General features: G+C 70.6%; 14 protein-coding genes. 6 read left to right on the forward strand and 8 right to left on the reverse strand.

The window, feature by feature from the left end:
* Nucleotides 1–35: 35 nt before the first annotated feature.
* The 3 genes from gmhB to glyQ form a co-directional block, all read right to left on the reverse strand.
* Entirely contained in the window at nt 36–608 is a 573-nt protein-coding gene (gene gmhB, locus ACXAFN_RS12070) for a D-glycero-beta-D-manno-heptose 1,7-bisphosphate 7-phosphatase (protein WP_474988992.1), read from the reverse strand.
* Between the two features lie 672 nt (nt 609–1,280).
* Nucleotides 1,281–3,347: a glycine--tRNA ligase subunit beta gene (gene glyS / locus ACXAFN_RS12075; protein WP_474988994.1), complete on the reverse strand. Its 2,067-nt coding sequence runs from the start codon at nt 3,345–3,347 to the stop codon at nt 1,281–1,283.
* A 1-nt stretch (nt 3,348) separates the two neighbouring features.
* A complete protein-coding gene (gene glyQ / locus ACXAFN_RS12080; RefSeq protein ID WP_474988996.1) occupies nt 3,349–4,296 on the reverse strand; it encodes a glycine--tRNA ligase subunit alpha in 948 nt (315 codons plus the stop codon).
* A 272-nt stretch (nt 4,297–4,568) separates the two neighbouring features.
* On the opposite strand from glyQ, the gene rfaD reads away from it, so the two are divergent.
* Both rfaD and waaF read left to right on the forward strand, forming a co-directional pair.
* The gene (gene rfaD, locus ACXAFN_RS12085; RefSeq protein WP_474988998.1) at nt 4,569–5,525 is read left to right on the forward strand and encodes an ADP-glyceromanno-heptose 6-epimerase; all 957 of its coding nucleotides are present in this window, start codon (nt 4,569–4,571) and stop codon (nt 5,523–5,525) included.
* A complete protein-coding gene (waaF, locus tag ACXAFN_RS12090) occupies nt 5,518–6,531 on the forward strand; it encodes a lipopolysaccharide heptosyltransferase II (RefSeq protein ID WP_474989000.1) in 1,014 nt (337 codons plus the stop codon). Before rfaD ends, waaF begins: the two co-directional genes overlap by 8 nt.
* On the opposite strand, the gene ACXAFN_RS12095 is transcribed toward waaF, so the two are convergent.
* Genes ACXAFN_RS12095 through ACXAFN_RS12105 form a run of 3 tightly spaced genes read right to left on the reverse strand, consistent with a single transcriptional unit; the run spans nt 6,521 to nt 10,000 of the window.
* Nucleotides 6,521–8,158, reverse strand: a complete 1,638-nt coding sequence (locus ACXAFN_RS12095) for a sulfatase-like hydrolase/transferase (RefSeq protein WP_474989001.1) — start codon at nt 8,156–8,158, stop codon at nt 6,521–6,523. The two genes, waaF and ACXAFN_RS12095, sit on opposite strands and share 11 nt — an antisense overlap.
* Nucleotides 8,148–8,915, reverse strand: a complete 768-nt coding sequence (locus ACXAFN_RS12100; RefSeq protein WP_474989003.1) for a glycosyltransferase family 2 protein — start codon at nt 8,913–8,915, stop codon at nt 8,148–8,150. The genes ACXAFN_RS12095 and ACXAFN_RS12100 overlap by 11 nt, the downstream gene beginning before the upstream one ends.
* Nucleotides 8,912–10,000 carry a glycosyltransferase family 9 protein gene (locus ACXAFN_RS12105; protein WP_474989005.1) on the reverse strand — a complete coding sequence of 363 codons (1,089 nt, stop codon included), beginning with the start codon at nt 9,998–10,000 and terminating at the stop codon, nt 8,912–8,914. The genes ACXAFN_RS12100 and ACXAFN_RS12105 overlap by 4 nt, the downstream gene beginning before the upstream one ends.
* Nucleotides 10,001–10,036: 36 nt before the next feature.
* Between ACXAFN_RS12105 and ACXAFN_RS12110 the strand changes: the two genes are divergently transcribed.
* Complete coding sequence (locus ACXAFN_RS12110) at nt 10,037–11,179, forward strand: glycosyltransferase family 4 protein (protein ID WP_474989007.1); 1,143 nt, start codon at nt 10,037–10,039, stop codon at nt 11,177–11,179.
* Here ACXAFN_RS12110 and ACXAFN_RS12115 read toward each other — a convergent pair.
* On the reverse strand, nt 11,155–11,865 hold the full coding sequence (locus ACXAFN_RS12115) for a 3-deoxy-D-manno-octulosonic acid kinase (RefSeq protein ID WP_474989009.1): 711 nt from the start codon (nt 11,863–11,865) through the stop codon (nt 11,155–11,157). The two genes, ACXAFN_RS12110 and ACXAFN_RS12115, sit on opposite strands and share 25 nt — an antisense overlap.
* Between ACXAFN_RS12115 and ACXAFN_RS12120 the strand changes: the two genes are divergently transcribed.
* From ACXAFN_RS12120 to waaA, 3 genes are read left to right on the forward strand one after another with little or no spacing between them, the layout of a single operon-like run.
* The gene (locus ACXAFN_RS12120; protein ID WP_474989011.1) at nt 11,864–12,961 is read left to right on the forward strand and encodes a glycosyltransferase family 9 protein; all 1,098 of its coding nucleotides are present in this window, start codon (nt 11,864–11,866) and stop codon (nt 12,959–12,961) included. The two genes, ACXAFN_RS12115 and ACXAFN_RS12120, sit on opposite strands and share 2 nt — an antisense overlap.
* Nucleotides 12,951–14,381, forward strand: a complete 1,431-nt coding sequence (hldE, locus tag ACXAFN_RS12125) for a bifunctional D-glycero-beta-D-manno-heptose-7-phosphate kinase/D-glycero-beta-D-manno-heptose 1-phosphate adenylyltransferase HldE (RefSeq protein ID WP_474989012.1) — start codon at nt 12,951–12,953, stop codon at nt 14,379–14,381. Before ACXAFN_RS12120 ends, hldE begins: the two co-directional genes overlap by 11 nt.
* Entirely contained in the window at nt 14,381–15,679 is a 1,299-nt protein-coding gene (gene waaA, locus ACXAFN_RS12130) for a lipid IV(A) 3-deoxy-D-manno-octulosonic acid transferase (protein WP_474989013.1), read from the forward strand. Before hldE ends, waaA begins: the two co-directional genes overlap by 1 nt.
* 221 nt (nt 15,680–15,900) lie before the next feature.
* On the opposite strand, the gene rpiA is transcribed toward waaA, so the two are convergent.
* The gene (gene rpiA, locus ACXAFN_RS12135; RefSeq protein WP_474989015.1) at nt 15,901–16,575 is read right to left on the reverse strand and encodes a ribose-5-phosphate isomerase RpiA; all 675 of its coding nucleotides are present in this window, start codon (nt 16,573–16,575) and stop codon (nt 15,901–15,903) included.
* Nucleotides 16,576–16,613 lie beyond the last annotated feature (38 nt).

Raw genomic sequence — 16,613 nt, forward strand, 5'->3', positions numbered from 1 at the left:
ATCGGATAGCGTTAGCCGAATGATGCGGCAGAAATCTATTGAGGCGCGTCGCCGGCCAGCAGCCAGTCAACGAAGGCAGACAGGTCGTCGAACACCCTTGTCCGATCATCGCTCGCCCGCTCGGGATGCTTGTCCAGGGTCCGTTCGCCCTTGCCGGTGCGCACCAGTATAGGTCGGCAGCCGACCGCTTCGCCGGCTTCCAGATCGCGCAGGCTGTCGCCGACCATCCAGCTGCCCGCCAGATTGTCGATACCAAGCCGGTCGGCAAGCCGCGTCAGGAGACCCGGCTGCGGCTTGCGGCAATCGCATCCGTCGTCCGGCCCATGGGGGCAGTGGGCGATGGCGGCGATCTTGCCGCCGGCCTCGGCGACGAGAGCGTCCAGCCGCTCGTGCATCGCGGCCAGCGTCGCCTCGTCGTAGTAACCCCGGGCGATCCCCGACTGGTTGGTGGCCACGGCCACCGTCCAGCCGGCCTTCGACAGGCGTACGATGGCGTCGATGGCCTGGGGGTAGGGCAGGAACTCGTCGAGCGATTTCACGTAGTCGTCGGAGTCCCGGTTGATGACACCGTCGCGGTCGAGGATGACGATTTTCCTGGCGGGGGGCATGGCAGGCTCCACAAGATTGGCTCGAGCGTGAGTGTTTCATGTGGAACGGATCCTGCCAAGCCGGGTTCGGCCTGCCCCGTGTTTCACGTGAAACAGCGCTAAGGTCGGCCGGCCCCTCATCGTCATTTCGCTTCATAGTTCTGCCGTTTGGTTCCGCCGGGAAAGCGTGGTTTAGGGGGGCGACCGTTCAGGCGGTTCAGGGCATGCAACGGCTGCTAGCGGGAGTCGTGGCGTGACGTGAGGCCGCTCATCGAAAGGGTTCGTGGGGCTCGGAGACGACGTCTCATTGGGTACGGAAGATGAAGATCCCAACGCCCGCCCACCGGCCGCCCGGGACGCTCATCGGCTAAACCAGGGGAGCGGGCGATCCGCTCCCGGGTGGGGTGCGTGCCCGCGGGATGGGAAGGGCTGCCTCGGGCCACGGACGCTCCGGCGAAATACGTCGCCACAGGTAACGCGGAAGACCTCGCCGGCGATGCCCTCGGCGGTCGCCGTCCAGCGCTCAACGGCGATGCTTCACGTGGAACATGGTTTTCGCGAGGAGTGAGGAGGATGCTGTGCCTTACCCCTTACCCCTTACCCCTTACCCGGACACGGATGTTCCACATGAAACATCGACACAAAAAAGGGCCGGCGAGTCGCCTCGCCGGCCCTTTCGCGTGCTCGCGTTGCTTAGTGCTGGAGCTCGGCGATGTCCGCGACCTCGAGGAACAGGGCCTGCAGGCTCGCCAACAGGGCCAGGCGGTTGCGTTTCACCGCCGGGTCCTCGGCCATGACCATCACCTCGTCGAAGAAACGGTCGACCGGCTCGCGCAGGGTCGCCAGCACGTCCAGGGCGTCGCTGTAGCGCGCTTCGGCGAACAGCGGGGCGACCTTCTGGTGGCAGCCGCTCAGCGCCTCGGCCAGGGCCTTCTCGGCGGTTTCCTGCAGCAGGCCGGCATCGACCTCGACGGTCACGTCGCCGCCCTGCTTGGCGAGAATGTTGGAGACCCGCTTGTTGGCGGCGGCCAGGGCCGTGGCTTCCTCGCGACGCGCGAAGGCGTTGACCGCCTGCAGGCGACGGGCGAAGTCCAGCGGCTTGGTGACCGGGCGGGCACGCACGGCCAGGTAGACCTCGGCGCCGATGCCTTCGTCCTGGGCCCAGGCGCGGAAGCGATCGAGCATGTAGGCCAGCACCTCGTCGACCAGGCCGTCGGCGTAGGGCAGCTCCTGATGCTGGGCGGCGGCCAGCTCGAGCAGCTCGCGCAGGTCGAGGTCCAGCTCGCCGTGGATCAGGATGTTGAGCACGCCGATGGCGGCGCGACGCAGGGCGAAGGGGTCCTTGGTGCCGCTGGGGCGCTGGCCGATGCCGAAGATGCCGGTCAGGGTATCCAGGCGGTCGGCCAGCGCCAGGGCCAGGCCGGTGCGGGTCTGCGGGATGGCGTCGCCGGCGAAACGCGGCAGGTACTGCTCCTCCAGGGATTGGGCGACCTCGGCGTCCTCGCCGTCATGGGCGGCGTAGTAGCGACCCATGATGCCCTGGAGCTCGGGGAATTCCAGCACCATCTCGGTGACCAGGTCGCACTTGGCCAGCTCGGCGGCGCGTCGGGCATGGGCCACGTCGCCATCGATGCGGCCCGCGATGAAGGCGGCCACGGCGGCGTTGCGGTGGGCCTTGTCGGCCAGGGAGCCGAGCTTCTGCTGGAAGACCACGCTGGCAAGCCCGTCGAGACGCGCCGCCAGCGGCTGCTGACGGTCGGTCTCGTAGAAGAAGGCGGCGTCGGCCAGGCGCGGGCGAATCACCTTTTCGTTGCCCTGGATCACCAGCTCCGGCGAGGGGCTGTCGATGTTCGAGACGGTGATGAAGCGCGGCTTGAGTCGGCCGGCGTCGTCCAGCAGGTGGAAGTATTTCTGGTTGGCCTTCATCGAGGAGATCAGGCACTCGGCCGGCACCTCGAGGAAGCGCTCGTCGAAGCCGCCGGTCAGCGCCACCGGCCATTCCACCAGGCCGCTGACCTCGACCAGCAGGTCCTCGTCGATCACCGCCTGGGCCTCCTGGACCTCGGCCTCGGCCAGCACCTGCTCGCGGATACGCTCGCGGCGTGCCTCGCGATCGGCCAGCACCCAAGCCTGCTCGAGGGTGGCCAGGTAGTCATCGGCATGGGTCAGGGTGATCGGCTCGGGGGCGTGGAAGCGATGGCCGCGAGTGGTGCGGCCGGCGGTGAGCCCCAGGGCCCCGGCCTCGACGACGCGATCGCCGTAGAGCATCACCAACCAGTGGGCGGGACGCGAGAACTCGACTCGGGAGGCGCCCCAGCGCATGTTCTTGGGCACCGGCAGGCCGGCGATGGCCTTCTCGACGATGGCGGGCAGCAGGGCGGTGGTGGCCTCGCCCTGCTGCTGCTCGCGATAGCCGAGCCAGGTGCCCTTGTCGGTCTCCAGGTGGATCAGCTGGTCGACGCCGACGCCGCAGGAGCGTGCGAAGCCCTCGGCGGCCTTGGTCGGCTGGCCGTCCTTGAAGGCGGCGGCCAGCGCCGGGCCGCGCCGCTCGACCTCTCGGTCCGGCTGCTTGGCGGCGAGTTCCCTGACCTGCACCGCCAGGCGGCGCGGGGATGCGTAGGCCTTCACCTCGCCATGGGTGATATCGGCCTCGGCCAGTCCGCGGGACACGCCCTGGGCGAGGGCATCGGAGAGGTTGTCGATCGCGCCCGGCGGCAGTTCCTCGACGCCCAGTTCGACCAGAAAGGTATCGGCAGCCATCTCAAGCGTCTCCCTGTTCGGCTAGCAGTTCGCGGCGCAAGGCCTCGGGGGCCAGCGGGAAGCCGGCGGCCTTGCGCGATTCGTAGTAGGCGTGGGCCACGTCACGGGCCATGGTGCGCACGCGCAGGATATAGCGCTGGCGCTCGGTGACCGAGATGGCGTGACGGGCGTCGAGCAGGTTGAAGGTGTGCGAGGCCTTGAGTACCTGCTCGTAGGCGGGCAGCGGCAGGTTGGCCTCGAGCAGCTTGGTGCACTCGCGTTCCTGGTGATCGAAGGCGCCGAACAGCGCCGGCACGTCGGCATGTTCGAAGTTGTAGGTCGACTGCTCGCGCTCGTTCTGCAGGAAGACGTCGCCGTAGGTGACTCGGGTGCCATCCGGGGCGACGGTCCACACCAGGTCATAGACGCTGTCGACGTCCTGGACGTACATGGCGATGCGCTCGATGCCGTAGGTCAACTCGCCGGTGACCGGGTAGCACTCCAGGCCGCCGGCCTGCTGGAAGTAGGTGAACTGGGTGACCTCCATGCCGTTGAGCCACACCTCCCAGCCCAGGCCCCAGGCGCCGAGGGTGGGCGATTCCCAGTTGTCCTCGACGAAGCGGATGTCATGAACCAGCGGGTCGATGCCCAGACGCTTGAGCGAACCGAGATAGAGCTCCTGGAGGTCGGCAGGGGAGGGCTTCATCACCACCTGGAACTGGTAGTAGTGTTGCAGGCGGTTGGGGTTTTCCCCGTAGCGGCCGTCGGTGGGGCGACGGGAGGGCTGGACGTAGGCGGCATTCCAGGTCTCGGGACCGATGGAACGCAGGAAGGTGGCCGGGTGAAAGGTCCCGGCGCCGACCTCCATGTCCAGAGGCTGGAGGACCACGCAGCCCTGTTCGGCCCAGTACTGCTGCAGGGCCAGGATCAGGCCCTGGAAGGTTGTCACGTCTGGCGTCGACTGTGTCATTGGCGGGTCACCGTTGGCCATGAATTCACGAGCCGTCAAGTATACAATCACGGGCAGATCGGTTATAGGCGCAGCCCGGAATACATGGGGCCATCGTCGTCGGGCGCGGGCTCGGGGCTGATCCGTCGACGGAGCTGCGAGAGGGCGCTGTGAACCCTTCCCTGGGCGCTACCGACGCCATCCATGGCGTAGGACCCTCTCTTCGCTCCGTCCCCGGCGCCCCTCATCATTGGCCCGACCGCGGTGGCCCAACCGCATAGAGAGGAATCCCCATGATCGTAGTGACAGGCGGAGCCGGCTTCATCGGCTCGAATCTGGTCAAGGCATTCAACGAGCGCGGCCGCGACGACGTGCTGGTGGTCGATGACCTCCGCGACGGCACCAAGTTCGCCAACCTCGCCGACTGCACCCTCGGCGACTACCTGGACAAGGACGACTTCCTGGCCCGGGTCAAGGCCGCCCTCAACGGCGAGAACCCGCACCTGCCGCCCATCGAGGCGATCTTCCATGAGGGTGCCTGCTCCGATACCACGGAGTGGGACGGTCGCTTCATGCTCGAGAACAACTTCGAGTACTCCAAGGAGCTGCTGCACTTCTGCCAGCTCAAGGGCATCCCCTTCATCTACGCCTCCTCGGCGGCGACCTACGGCGGCAGCGAGGTGTTCCGCGAGGAGCCCGAGCACGAGAAGCCGCTCAACGTCTACGGCTATTCCAAGCTGCTGTTCGACCAGTATGTGCGGGCCCGCCACGACGAGTTCGAGAGCCAGGTGGTGGGCTTCCGCTACTTCAATGTCTATGGCCCCCGCGAGCAGCACAAGGGCAAGATGGCCAGCGTCGCCTACCACCACCACACCCAGATCAGCGGCGGCCAGGACCTCAAGCTGTTCGGCGCCTGGGACGGCTATGAGGCCGGCATGCAGAGCCGCGACTTCATCTACGTGGGCGACGTGGTCGACGTGAACCTGTGGTTCCTCGACCACCCCGAGGCCTCCGGCATCTTCAACCTCGGCACCGGCCGCGCCGAGCCGTTCAAGGCGATCGGCGAGGCGGTCACCGACTACTACGGCAAGGGCCGGATCGAGTACATCGATTTCCCCGACGAGCTCAAGGGCCGCTACCAGAGCTACACCCGCGCCGACATCGCGCGGCTGCGCGAGGCCGGCTACGACCGCGAGTTCCACACCGTGGCCGAGGGCGTGAGGGCCTATCTGGAGTGGCTGAATGCCTGACCCGGGCGAGCGCATCCTGGTCGTCGGCCCGTCCTGGGTCGGCGACATGGTCATGGCCCAGAGCCTGTTCAAGACGCTCAAGGCCCGGGACCCCGCGGCGCGCATCGGCGTGGTGGCGCCGGCCTGGTCGCGGCCGATCCTCGAGCGCATGGAAGAGGTCGACGAGGTGGCCGCGCTGGAAGTCGGCCACGGCGAGTTCGGCTGGGCCGCGCGGCGGCGGCTGGCGGCATCGCTGCGCGGGCGCTTCGATCGCGCCATCGTGCTGCCGCGCTCCTGGAAGTCGGCGCTGGTGCCCTTCCTGGCGCGTATCCCGCGGCGCGTCGGCTTCCACGGCGAGCAGCGTTATGGGCTGCTCAACGAGCGGCGCCCCCTGGACAAGGCGACGCTCGACCAGACCGTGAAGCGTTTCGTGTCGCTGGGCCTGCCGGCGGACGAGGCCGCACGGGGCGTCTTCCCGATTCCGCGCCCGGCGCTGCGGCGCGACGACGCCAACCGGGTGTCGCTGCACGGCTCGCTCGGTATCGGGGGCCGCCCGGCCATCGCCATGATGCCGGGCGCCGAGTACGGCCCCGCCAAGCAGTGGCCGTTGGCCTATTTCCGCAGCCTGGCCGAGGCGCTGATCGCCGAGGGCTTCGAGGTGCGGGTGATGGGCGGGCCCAAGGACGCGCTCGCCGGCGAGACCATCGCCGGCGGGCTCGAGCATGCCCACAACCTGTGCGGCAAGACCCGGCTGGCCGACGCCGTCGACCTGCTCGCCGACTGCCGCCAGGCGGTGACCAACGACTCGGGGCTGATGCACGTGGCCGCCGCCGCGGGCACCCGTGTTCAGGCGATCTACGGCTCCTCCTCGCCGGCCTACACGCCGCCGCTCACCGACAACGCCGAGATCCACTACCTGGCGCTGGACTGCTCGCCCTGCTTCGCGCGGAGCTGCCCGCTGGGTCACACCAACTGCCTCAAGCAGCAGCCGCCCGAGCGGCTGCTGGAGGCCATCCTCAGGGCCTAGCCCGCTGCTCGCCCGTGGCCGGCGTCGGTTCCGGGCGAGGCAGGTCGAGCCCTTCCCAGAGTCGGCGCTGCAGGGCGGTTTCCTCCTTGAGCCGGGCATTGAGCGGCTCGAGCCCGTAGCGCTCGACCAGGGTCGGTTCCGCGGCGAACAGCGAGACCCCCAACCCCGCCCGGTGGCGATCGATGCCGAAGCCCATGGCCTCGAGCACCGTGGGTAGCACGTCCAGGGTCGAGGCCTCGCGGCGCAGGCGACGCGGCACCAGGTCGTTGTGCAGCAGCATCAGGGTATTGGCCCGGGGGCCGGCGATCAGTGCCTCCCAGGCCGAGACGCGCATGGTCAGGTGGTCGCTGGCGAGCACCACCAGGGTATTGGCCAGCAGCCCCTCGGCCTCCAGCCGCTCGACCAGCCGCTTGGCCAGCCAGGCGGAACACTTCACCGAATAGAGGATGTCCTCGCCGTCGTGCTCGCCCTGGCGCGCACGGCAGGCCCGGGCCGGGTAGCCGGCGGGGGGATGGGTCCCCAGGCTCAGCGCGACCACGCCCCAGGGGCCGCCCTCTGCCTCGCGGCGGCGGATCTCCTCCAGGGTGAAGTCGTAGAGGCTGTCGTCGTACAACCCCCAGCTGTTGAGGTAGTCCGGGTCCTCGAGCCGCGGGGCCAGGGTCTCGCGGCCGCGCACCCGGTCGAAGCCGTGGCCGGTGTAGAAGCGCCCCTTGCCGGCGAAGCGGGTGCTGGCGCCGCCCAGGTAACTCAGCGAGTAGCCTCGGGCTTCCAGCAGGTCGCCCAGGCAGTCCACCCCGGGCACTACCCGCTCCAGGGGCTCGAACTGGCTGTCATGGAGCAGCCCCGCCGGCATCAGCGGCGTGCCGCACTGGCTGGCGATCATCCCGGCCATGGTCCAGCCGGTATTGTCGAGCTGGCGGACGCCCTCGAAGACCACACCGCGGCGGCCCAGCTCGGCGAGCGGCGCATAGGCGTCGCCGAAGCGTTCTCGGTCCGCATAGGTGCGCTCGAGGCTCTCCAGGTAGAGCACCAGCAGGTTGGGGGGCTCCTGCGGCGCCGCGCGAATCGCCGGCGGCACGTAGCGGCGCTCCAGCCAGGCGCCGTCCTCGGTGACCAGGGCCGAGCCGCGCTGGCCGAGCCCCAGCAGCAGGGGGTTGCCGAGCAGCAGTATCACGGCCAGCAGCCGCTCGCGCCGCCCCCAGCGCGCATCGGCGCGCACCAGCCAGGTGAAGGCCGCCAGCACCGCCAGCATGGCCAGGGTGTAGAGCGCCGCGGCGACCAGGCGCTCGCCGCCGCCGTGCTCGCCGATGCCCGCCTGGAGGTGAAAGAACACCGCCCCGAGGTCGACGTTGCCGAAGCTGTCGGCCAAGTAGACGTAGATGCCCCACAGGGTCAGCGGCAGCAGCGACCAGGGCCAGCGTCGCCCCGTCGTATCGGCGCCGTCGTCCGCGTCGCCCCAGCGGCGGCGGCGGGCCAGCCACAGCCAGCCGGCGGCGATCGGCCACATCGCCAGGGTCGGCAGCCGGGTGGTGATGACGGCGGTGAACCCCAGGGCCAGGCCCAGGATCAGCAGGGCCCACCAGCGCGGCCGCCGGAGGCGGGGGAGCAGGGAACGGTCAGGCATCATCGGCGTCGGCGCGCTCGTTCTCGTACAGCTCGTTGAGCTTGGCATACTTCATGTAGGCGTGGAACGCCGTGGTCATGGCCACGGTGAAGCCGTCCGCCCCCTGGAACAGGCCGCCCTTGAGGATCAGCTTGCGGAAGGTGGCACTGGCCGCGTGCAGGGCCGGACGCACCGCCGACGGCCCCTTGCCGCGCTCCTTCATGGCCCAGGCGTCGCGGCTGGAGAGCGCGTCGATGCGCCGTATCCAGTGCGACAGGTCGCGATAGGTGAAGTGGCGGATATGGGCGTCCAGGTCCACCACCGTGGGTGCCTGCACCGAGGAGTGCGCCTTCTTGGGCAGGTAGCCCGAGGTGGTGCGGTTGTAGAGCCGGGTCACCGGGTCGGGGTAGAAGCCCGCGGCGCGGATCCAGTGGCGCCCGGCGAAGTTGCGGCGCTTGAAGCGGTAGGCCTGCCGGGGGTCGTCCAGCGCCAGGCCCTGGATCGCGGCGACGGCGTCGTCGTCGAGGCGCTCGTCGGCGTCCAGGGCCAGGATCCAGTCGTGCTTCGCCTGGGGCACGGCGAAGGCCTTCTGGGGGCCGTCGCCCAGGTAGGGCTGGTGGATGACTCGGGCGCCGGCGGCTTCGGCGAGGGCCACGGTGTCGTCCCGGCTGCCGGAGTCGACGACGATGACCTCGTCGCAGACCCGCTGCAAAGAAGCGACGCAGTCGGCGACGTTGTCGGCCTCGTCGAGCGTGATGATGATGCCGGTGATGGGCGTCATGGGCAGGTCTCGCTGATCGGGGAGGGGTGCAGGCGCTCGGCAATGGCGGCGGCCGCCGCCGTCAGGTCGATGGCCGCCATGTCCGCCTCGTGGGCCTGCTCGGGCGGGCAGAAGGCCAGGCGGCGATCCTCGGCGTTGCAGGTCTGCCAGCGCAGCGGCGTCGCCGAGCGGCGTGCCGGATAGAAGCCCGCGGTGGGTCGGTTCAGGCAGGCGGCCACGTGCAGCGGTCCGGTGGAGCCGGCGATGAACAGGTCGGCGGCCGCCAGGCTGCGGGCGAAGGCCGCGAGCCCCGGGCTCGGCGGCAGGCGCCGGGCCTCGAGGCCGGCCTGGGCGAGCGCCTGGCACAGGGCATCGGCGTTGTCGGCCTCGCCGGGCCCGGCGGTGATCACCCAGGCCGGGGGCGTGCCCGTGGCGCGCAGCCGGGCGTCGACGTCGCGGGCCAGCCGCGCATAGGCCTCGGGGCCGAGGTTGACCGCCGAGCCGCCGCTGCCGGGGTGCAGGAACAGCCAGGGGCGCTCGTCCGCCAGGCCGGTCGACGCGGCCACCGCCTCACGCTGGCGGGCGCGCTCTTCGGCCGCCAGCGGCCAGAAGGGCGGCGCCGGGCGCGGCGGCACCGCGAGCCCCAGGGCGTCGAGCAGCGCCTCGGCGAGCTCCTGGTTGTAGACGTATTCCGGCTTGTCCGAGCGCGACCTGCGCTGGGTGACCCGGCGGTTGTAGAATAGCTGGGCCCACTTGGTGGCCGGGGCCAGGCGCAGCGGGATGCCGGCGCGCCAGCCCAGCCAGCCGATGCGCGGCGTGGAGAACAGCGTCAGCAGGGCATCGAAGCGCCCGGCCTCGAGCCGGGTCAGCAGCTCGCGTCGCGCCTCGCGGCCGGCGCCATCGCCGGGGTCGAGGATCACCTCGTCCACCCAGGGACAGGCGCGGGCCAGGGGCGCGGTATAGTCCGGAACCAGCACGCTGACATGGGGCCGCGGCGTGGCGGCCTTGAGGGCCGCCAGGGCCGGCCAGGCCAGCATGAAGTCGCCGAGCTTGTCGTTGCGAACCACCAGCAGGCGCGGCGGCCGTTGGTCGGAGAAACTCGTCATGGGGCTCCCGAGCCCCGATACCGAATGGAGGATGCCTTGCGACCCAAGGTCATGCAGCTCTGCCTCTCGAACGGCTGGGGCGGACTGGAAATGTATCCTGCCCGGATTATACCCGAGCTGGCCCGCCAGGGGTGGGAGGCCCACGGCCTGGCGCTGGAGGGCTCTCGCGTGGCGGCGAGCCTCGAGGCGGCCGGCATCGCGCCGCTGACGGTGCCGTCCCGCGGCCAGGCGCTGTGGCGGGTCGGGCGGATCCTGGCCTACCTGAAGGCCCATGGTATCGACGTCGTGCACTGCCACAAGTCCAGCGACCTGCGCCTGGGCGCCTTGCTGGCCGCGTTGCGCCCCGGGCTGAGGCTGTTCTTCACCGACCACATGGGGGTCACGCGGCCCAAGCGCGATCCCTATCACCGCTGGGCCTATGGGCGAGTCACCCGACTGTTTTCGATCAGCGAGGCGACCCGCGAGCGCAACCTCAAGGCCTTCCCGCTGCCGGCCGAGCGGATTCGTCGGCTCTATCTGGGCATCGACCCGGGGCCCTACGTCGCCGGGCTCGCCGCTGGCGAACGCGCGGCGCTGCGCGCCGAGCTGGGCGTGCCCGAGGGCGCGGTGGCCATCGGCCTGCCGGGGCGGATCACCCCGGGCAAGGGGCAACGGGTCTGGGTCGAGGCCCTGGCGCGACTGGCCGAGAGGCGGCCGAACACGGCCTGGCAGGGCGTGATGATCGGCGGTCTAACGGCCGAAGAGGGCAGCCACGCCGCCTTCGTCGCCGAGCTTCGCCAGCGGGTCGAGGCGCTGGAGCTTGGCTCGCGGGTCACCTTCACCGGCTTTCGCGGTGACCTGGCGCGCTGCCTGCAGGCCCTGGACGTGGTCTGCACGCCCTCGCGCAACGAGGCCTTCGGGCTGACGGTGATCGAGGCCATGGCCGCCGCTCGGCCGGTGGTGGGGGCGTCGAGCGGGGCGATTCCCGAGCTGGTGAGCCCGGAGACCGGGCGGCTGGCCGATCCCGAATCGCCCGACGAATGGGCCGCGGCGCTGGCCGAGCTGGTCGACGACGGCGCGCTGCGCGAGCGGCTAGGCGCGGCGGGCCGGGCGCGGGTGCGCGAGGACTTCACCCTGGCCCGCCACGTCGAGGCGCTGGTGACGGAGTATGCGGGTCAGGCGTCCTCGCCGGCCTCGTAGCCGCGACGGATGGCGGCCATGGCGGGGGCGGCGTCGAACTTGGCCAGCGAGCGGGCCAGCCGCTCGAGGTTGGCGTCCTGCCACTGGCCGGGCTCGCGCAGCCGGCAGCGGTCGAAGTCGATCAGCCATACCCTCTCGTCGTCATCGACCAGCAGGTTGCGGGCGTTGAGGTCCACGTGATCGAGGCCGGCGTCGTGGAAGCGACGCACCGTGGCGCCGACCCGGGCCAGCAGGGCCTCACCGGCATCCGGGAGCCCGTCGGCGAGGGCACGGGCCCCGGGCAGGCGCACGGTGATCAGGGCGGCCTCGTAGCATGGGCCGTGGCGGGTCGTCAGCGCCGCCACCGGGCGGGGCACCGGCAGGCCGAGCGAGAACAGGTGGGCGGTCAGGCGCAGCTCGCGGAAGGAACGGCTGCGCTCGGTGCCGGTCCACACATAGCGTGATTCACTGATCCGGGCGGCCAGGCCGCCGCGGCGGTAGGGACGCAGCACCCATTGCTCATCGCCGGCATCGAGAAACAGGCTGGCGCCACGGCCGGGGGCCTCGCCGGTCACGCGTGCCTGACGGCGCCAGTGGTCGGGAGCGAAGGTCGACGGGCCGATTTGTGGCGCCCCATTGGCGTCACATAAACTGTCGGCATCATATAAAATGAACACCTTTCCCGCTCGAAACGTTGCCAATCGCATGAAGCATCCTCTGCCCGCCAGCCCCGCCCATATCGGCGTGCTGCGTCTCTCCGCCCTGGGCGATGTCTGTAACCTGGTGCCGACGGTGCGCGCCCTGCAACGCCAATGGCCCGAGGCGCGCATCACCTGGATCATCGGCAGGAGCGAGCACAGTCTACTGGCCGGCCTGTCGGGGGTCGAGTTCGTCGTCTACGACAAGGCCGAGGGCCTGGCGGGGATGCGCGCGCTGTGGCGCGAACTCGCCGACACCCGCTTCGACGTGCTGCTGCACATGCAGCAGGCGCTGCGCGCCAGCGTGCTGTCGCTGGGCCTCAAGGCCGACCTGCGCGTCGGCTACGACAAGGCCCGGGCCAAGGATGCCCAGCACTGGTTCACGCACCGCCAGCTGGCGCCCCACCCCCGGGCTCACGTGCTGGAGTCCTACCTCGACTTCGCCCGGCTGCTGGGCGTCGAGGACCTCTCCCTGGCCTGGGATCTGCCGATTCCCGACGCCGCCCGCGAGGAGGCCGCGGCGCTGACCGGCGAGTCGCCCTACGTGCTGATGAGCCCCTGCGCCAATCCGCGGCTGCGCAACTTCCGCAACTGGTCGGCGGAGGGCTATGCCAGCGTGGTCGAGCATGCCTGGGTCCAGCACGGCCTGAAGACGGTGCTGACCGGTGGCCGCAGCACCCAGGAGCGCGAGATGGGCAGCCGCATCCAGGCGCTGTCGCAGCCCGGGGCGGTGATCGACGCCATCGGCGCGTCCTCGCTCAAGGGCCTGCTGGCGTTGATCGACCGCGCCCGGGCGGTGGTGGCGCCGGACTCGGGGCCGGTGCACATGGCCAACGCCCTGAACACCCCGGTGGTCGGGCTCTATGCCACCACCAACCTGGAACGGGCCGGCCCCTACTGCTGGCGCGAGCACGTGGTCGACCGCTATCCGGAGGCGGTGCGCCACTTCCTGCACAAGGAGCCCGACACGCTGCCCTGGGGGCAGCGGGTCCGCCATCCCGACGCCATGTCGCTGATCCATGCCGACGACGTCATCCGTCATCTCGAGGCGGTGCTGGCCATCGCCGCCGACCGCCAGGAAAGGGAGCCTTCCGATGAAGCTTGATCTGACCGCCCTGGAGCACTCACGCCTGCTGGTGGTGGGCGACGTGATGCTCGACCGCTACTTCCATGGCGGGACCTCGCGCATCTCCCCCGAGGCCCCGGTCCCGGTGGTGCGGGTCGACGAGGCCGAGGACCGGCCGGGCGGTGCCGCCAACGTGGCGCTCAACATCGCCTCGCTGGGGGCCAGGGCGGCGCTCGCCGGCCTGGTCGGCGACGACGACAACGCCGACCTGCTGACCCGGCGGCTCGAGGATGCCGGTGTGAGCACTCACTTCGCCCGCAGCGCCGAGATTCCCACCATCACCAAGCTCAGGGTGATGAGTCGCAACCAGCAACTGATTCGCCTCGATTTCGAGCAGGGGCTTGGCGACGTGGACACCGGGCCCCTGACGAGCCGGGTCGAGGCGGCCCTGGGCGATGCCGACCTGGTGATCCTCTCCGACTACGGCAAGGGCACCCTGGCCGACGTCCAGGGGCTGATCGACCGCGTGCGGTCGGCCGGCAAGCGCGTGCTGGTCGATCCCAAGGGCGGCGACTTCCGCAAGTACCGGGGCGCCAGCGTGATCACCCCCAACCTGGCCGAGTTCGAGGCGGTCGCCGGCCCCTGTCCGGACGACGCCACCCTGGCCGTGCGCGGGGAGGCGCTGCGCGCCGAGCTCGAACTCGAGGCGCTGCTGATCACCCGCAGCGAGAAGGGCATGACCCTGATCCGCGCGGGCCACGAGCCGCTGCACCTGCCGACCCGCGCCCGGGAGGTCTTCGACGTGACAGGCGCCGGCGACACCGTTATCGGGGTGCTGGGCCTGGCGCTGGCCGCCGGCCACGGCTTCCCCGAGGCGATGACCCTGGCCAACCTGGCCGCGGGCCTGGTGGTCGCCAAGCCCGGCACCGCGACCCTGTCGATCGCCGAGCTCTATACTGCCCTGCACGGCGACAAGCTGGCCGAGTTCGGCGTCATCGCCGAGCCGGCGCTGATCGAGGCGGTACGCGCCGCCCAGGCCCGCGGCGAGCGGGTGGTGATGACCAACGGCTGCTTCGACATCCTCCACGCCGGCCACGTGGCCTACCTGGAGCACGCCCGCCAGCTCGGCGATCGACTGATCGTGGCGGTCAACGACGACGCGTCCATCGCCCGCCTCAAGGGGCCCAAGCGGCCGATCAACCCCTTGAGCCGGCGCATGCAGGTGCTGGCCGGGCTGGGGGCGGTGGACTGGGTGGTGCCCTTCGCCGAGGACACCCCGCAGCGGTTGATCGAGGCGGTGCTGCCCGACGTGCTGGTCAAGGGCGGCGACTACCGGCCCGAGCAGATCGCCGGCGGCGAAGCCGTGCGGGCCGCCGGCGGCGAGGTCCGGGTGCTGGGCTTCGAGGACGGCGTCTCCACCACGGCAATGATCTCCACCATCCTCGACCGCGAGGCCTGATGGCCGGCCATCCCTGGATACGGCATGGTTACTCGGCCGCGCTGCTGACGCTCTCGCCGCTGGTGTGGCGGCGGGTATGGCGGGAGCAGCTGCCGGGCCGCTCCCGCGCCGAGCGCCTGGGCCGCATCGCGGCCTCCCCCGAGGGTGTGCGGAGCCTGTGGCTGCACTGTGCCTCGGTCGGCGAGGTGCAGGCGGCACGGCCGTTGATCGAGGCCCTGGCGCGTCGCTATCCCGGCCATCGCCTGGTACTCACCACCATGACCGCCACCGGCGCCGAACGTGCCCGGGCCTTGGCCGAGCGGCTGCACGGCGAGGCCGATGTCGCCGAAGTGAGCCATCACTTCGTTCCCCTGGACTTTCCCGGCGCCGCTCGGCGTTTCCTCGGGCGCCTGCGTCCGGACCTGGCGATCTTCTTCGAGACCGAACTGTGGCCCAACCTGCTGGCCGCCTGCGAACGGCAGGCGGTGCCGGTGGCGGTGGTCAACGGACGCCTCTCCGCGCGGGCCTTCCAGGGGTACCGACGCCTCGGGCGACTGATGGCCGAGGCGCTGTCCCACGTGGACTGGCTGGGGGCCAAGTCCGAGGTCGACGCCGAGCGCTTCCGGGCGCTGGGCATGGCGGAGGCGACATCCGAGGTGACCGGCTCGCTGAAGTTCGACCTGGCCAGTGACGACGAGGCCCTTGAGGTGAGTGAGCGCTTGCGTACCCGCTTCGGCGAGCGCGCGGTGTGGGTGGCGGGCTCGACCCACGAGGGCGAGGACGAGGCGCTGCTCGAGGCCCATGCCCGGCTGCGGGAGCGCCACCCCGAGGTGCTGCTGATCCTGGTGCCGCGCCACCCGCAACGCTTCGAGGCGGTGGCCGCGCTTTGCCGCTCGTGCGGCATGGCGTTGGCGCGTCGTTCCAGGGGCGAGGTGGTGACCGCCGAGACCGCGGTCTATCTGGGCGACACCATGGGCGAACTCTCGGCACTCTACGGGGCGGCGGACCTGGCCTTCGTGGGCGGCAGCCTGGTGCCGGTGGGCGGGCACAACCTGCTGGAGCCGGCCGCCATGGGCGTGCCGGTGCTGACTGGCCCCGAGCTCGCCAACTTCACGGAGGTGGCCGACGCGCTGCGTGAGCGGCAGGCACTGGTGGAGGTCGATGACGCCGCGACGCTCGCCGAGGCGCTGTCGCGCCTGCTCGACGACGCGGCGGAGCGCCAGCGCCTCGCCGCGGCCGGCCGGGCGGTGGTCGAGGCCAACCGTGGCGCGCTGGCGCGGACGCTGGCAGGCCTAGAGCGGCTTCTTCGGTCGAAGTGAGCGCTTACTTTCTGGCCTGCCGGAATGCATCGCCTTCCCGGGTACAAGCCTGTGCGAGGGGGCTGTAACCCCTTCCGTGGACGCTACTTTGGCCCTGCGGCGCTCTCGCATCCCGCTCCGCTTGCAGGACCGATGCGGGCCATCCATGGCCAGCCCGTTCGGCGAAGATCACCTCACCCATGGTCGAAACCCCCTCGCTCCGGCTTATGCCCGGCGCTGCTTTATTGAGGCGTCAGACGCTGCACGCCCTGGTCGGTACCCAGCAGCAGCACGTCGGCGCCGCGGGCCGCGAACAGCCCGTTGGTGACCACCCCGACGATGGCGTTCAGGCGCGCTTCCATGGCGGCCGGGTCGTCGATCATGAACTCATAGCAGTCGAGGATCTGGTTGCCGTTGTCGGTGACCACGCCCTCGCGGTAGACCGGATCGGCGCCCAGCTTGACCAGCTCGCGGGCCACGTAGGAGCGGGCCATGGGGATCACCTCCACCGGCAGCGGGAAGTCGCCCAGCCGCTCGACCTTCTTGGAGCCATCGGCGATGCACACGAAGCGCTGGGCACAGGCGGCGACGATCTTCTCCCGGGTCAGGGCCGCGCCACCGCCCTTGATCATCTGGAGGTGAGCGTTCACTTCGTCGGCGCCGTCGACATAGACGGGCACGGTGCCGACCTCGTTGAGCTCGAAGACGTCGATGCCGTGACCCCGCAGGCGCTCGGCGCTGGCCTCCGAGCTGGCCACGGCGCCGCGGAAGTCGCCGCGCAGCGCGGCCAGCTTGTCGATGAAGCGGTCGGCGGTGGAACCGGTGCCGATGCCGATCACGATGTCGTTGCCGAGGAGGGGGCGGATCTCGTCGAGGGCGGCGGCCGCCACGGCGTCCTTGAGTTCGTCCTGGGTCATGTCCTGCTCGCTTGGATGTGGGTGTCGGGGGCGAATGC

Source organism: Halomonas sp. ABH4_019 (assembly GCF_056159885.1).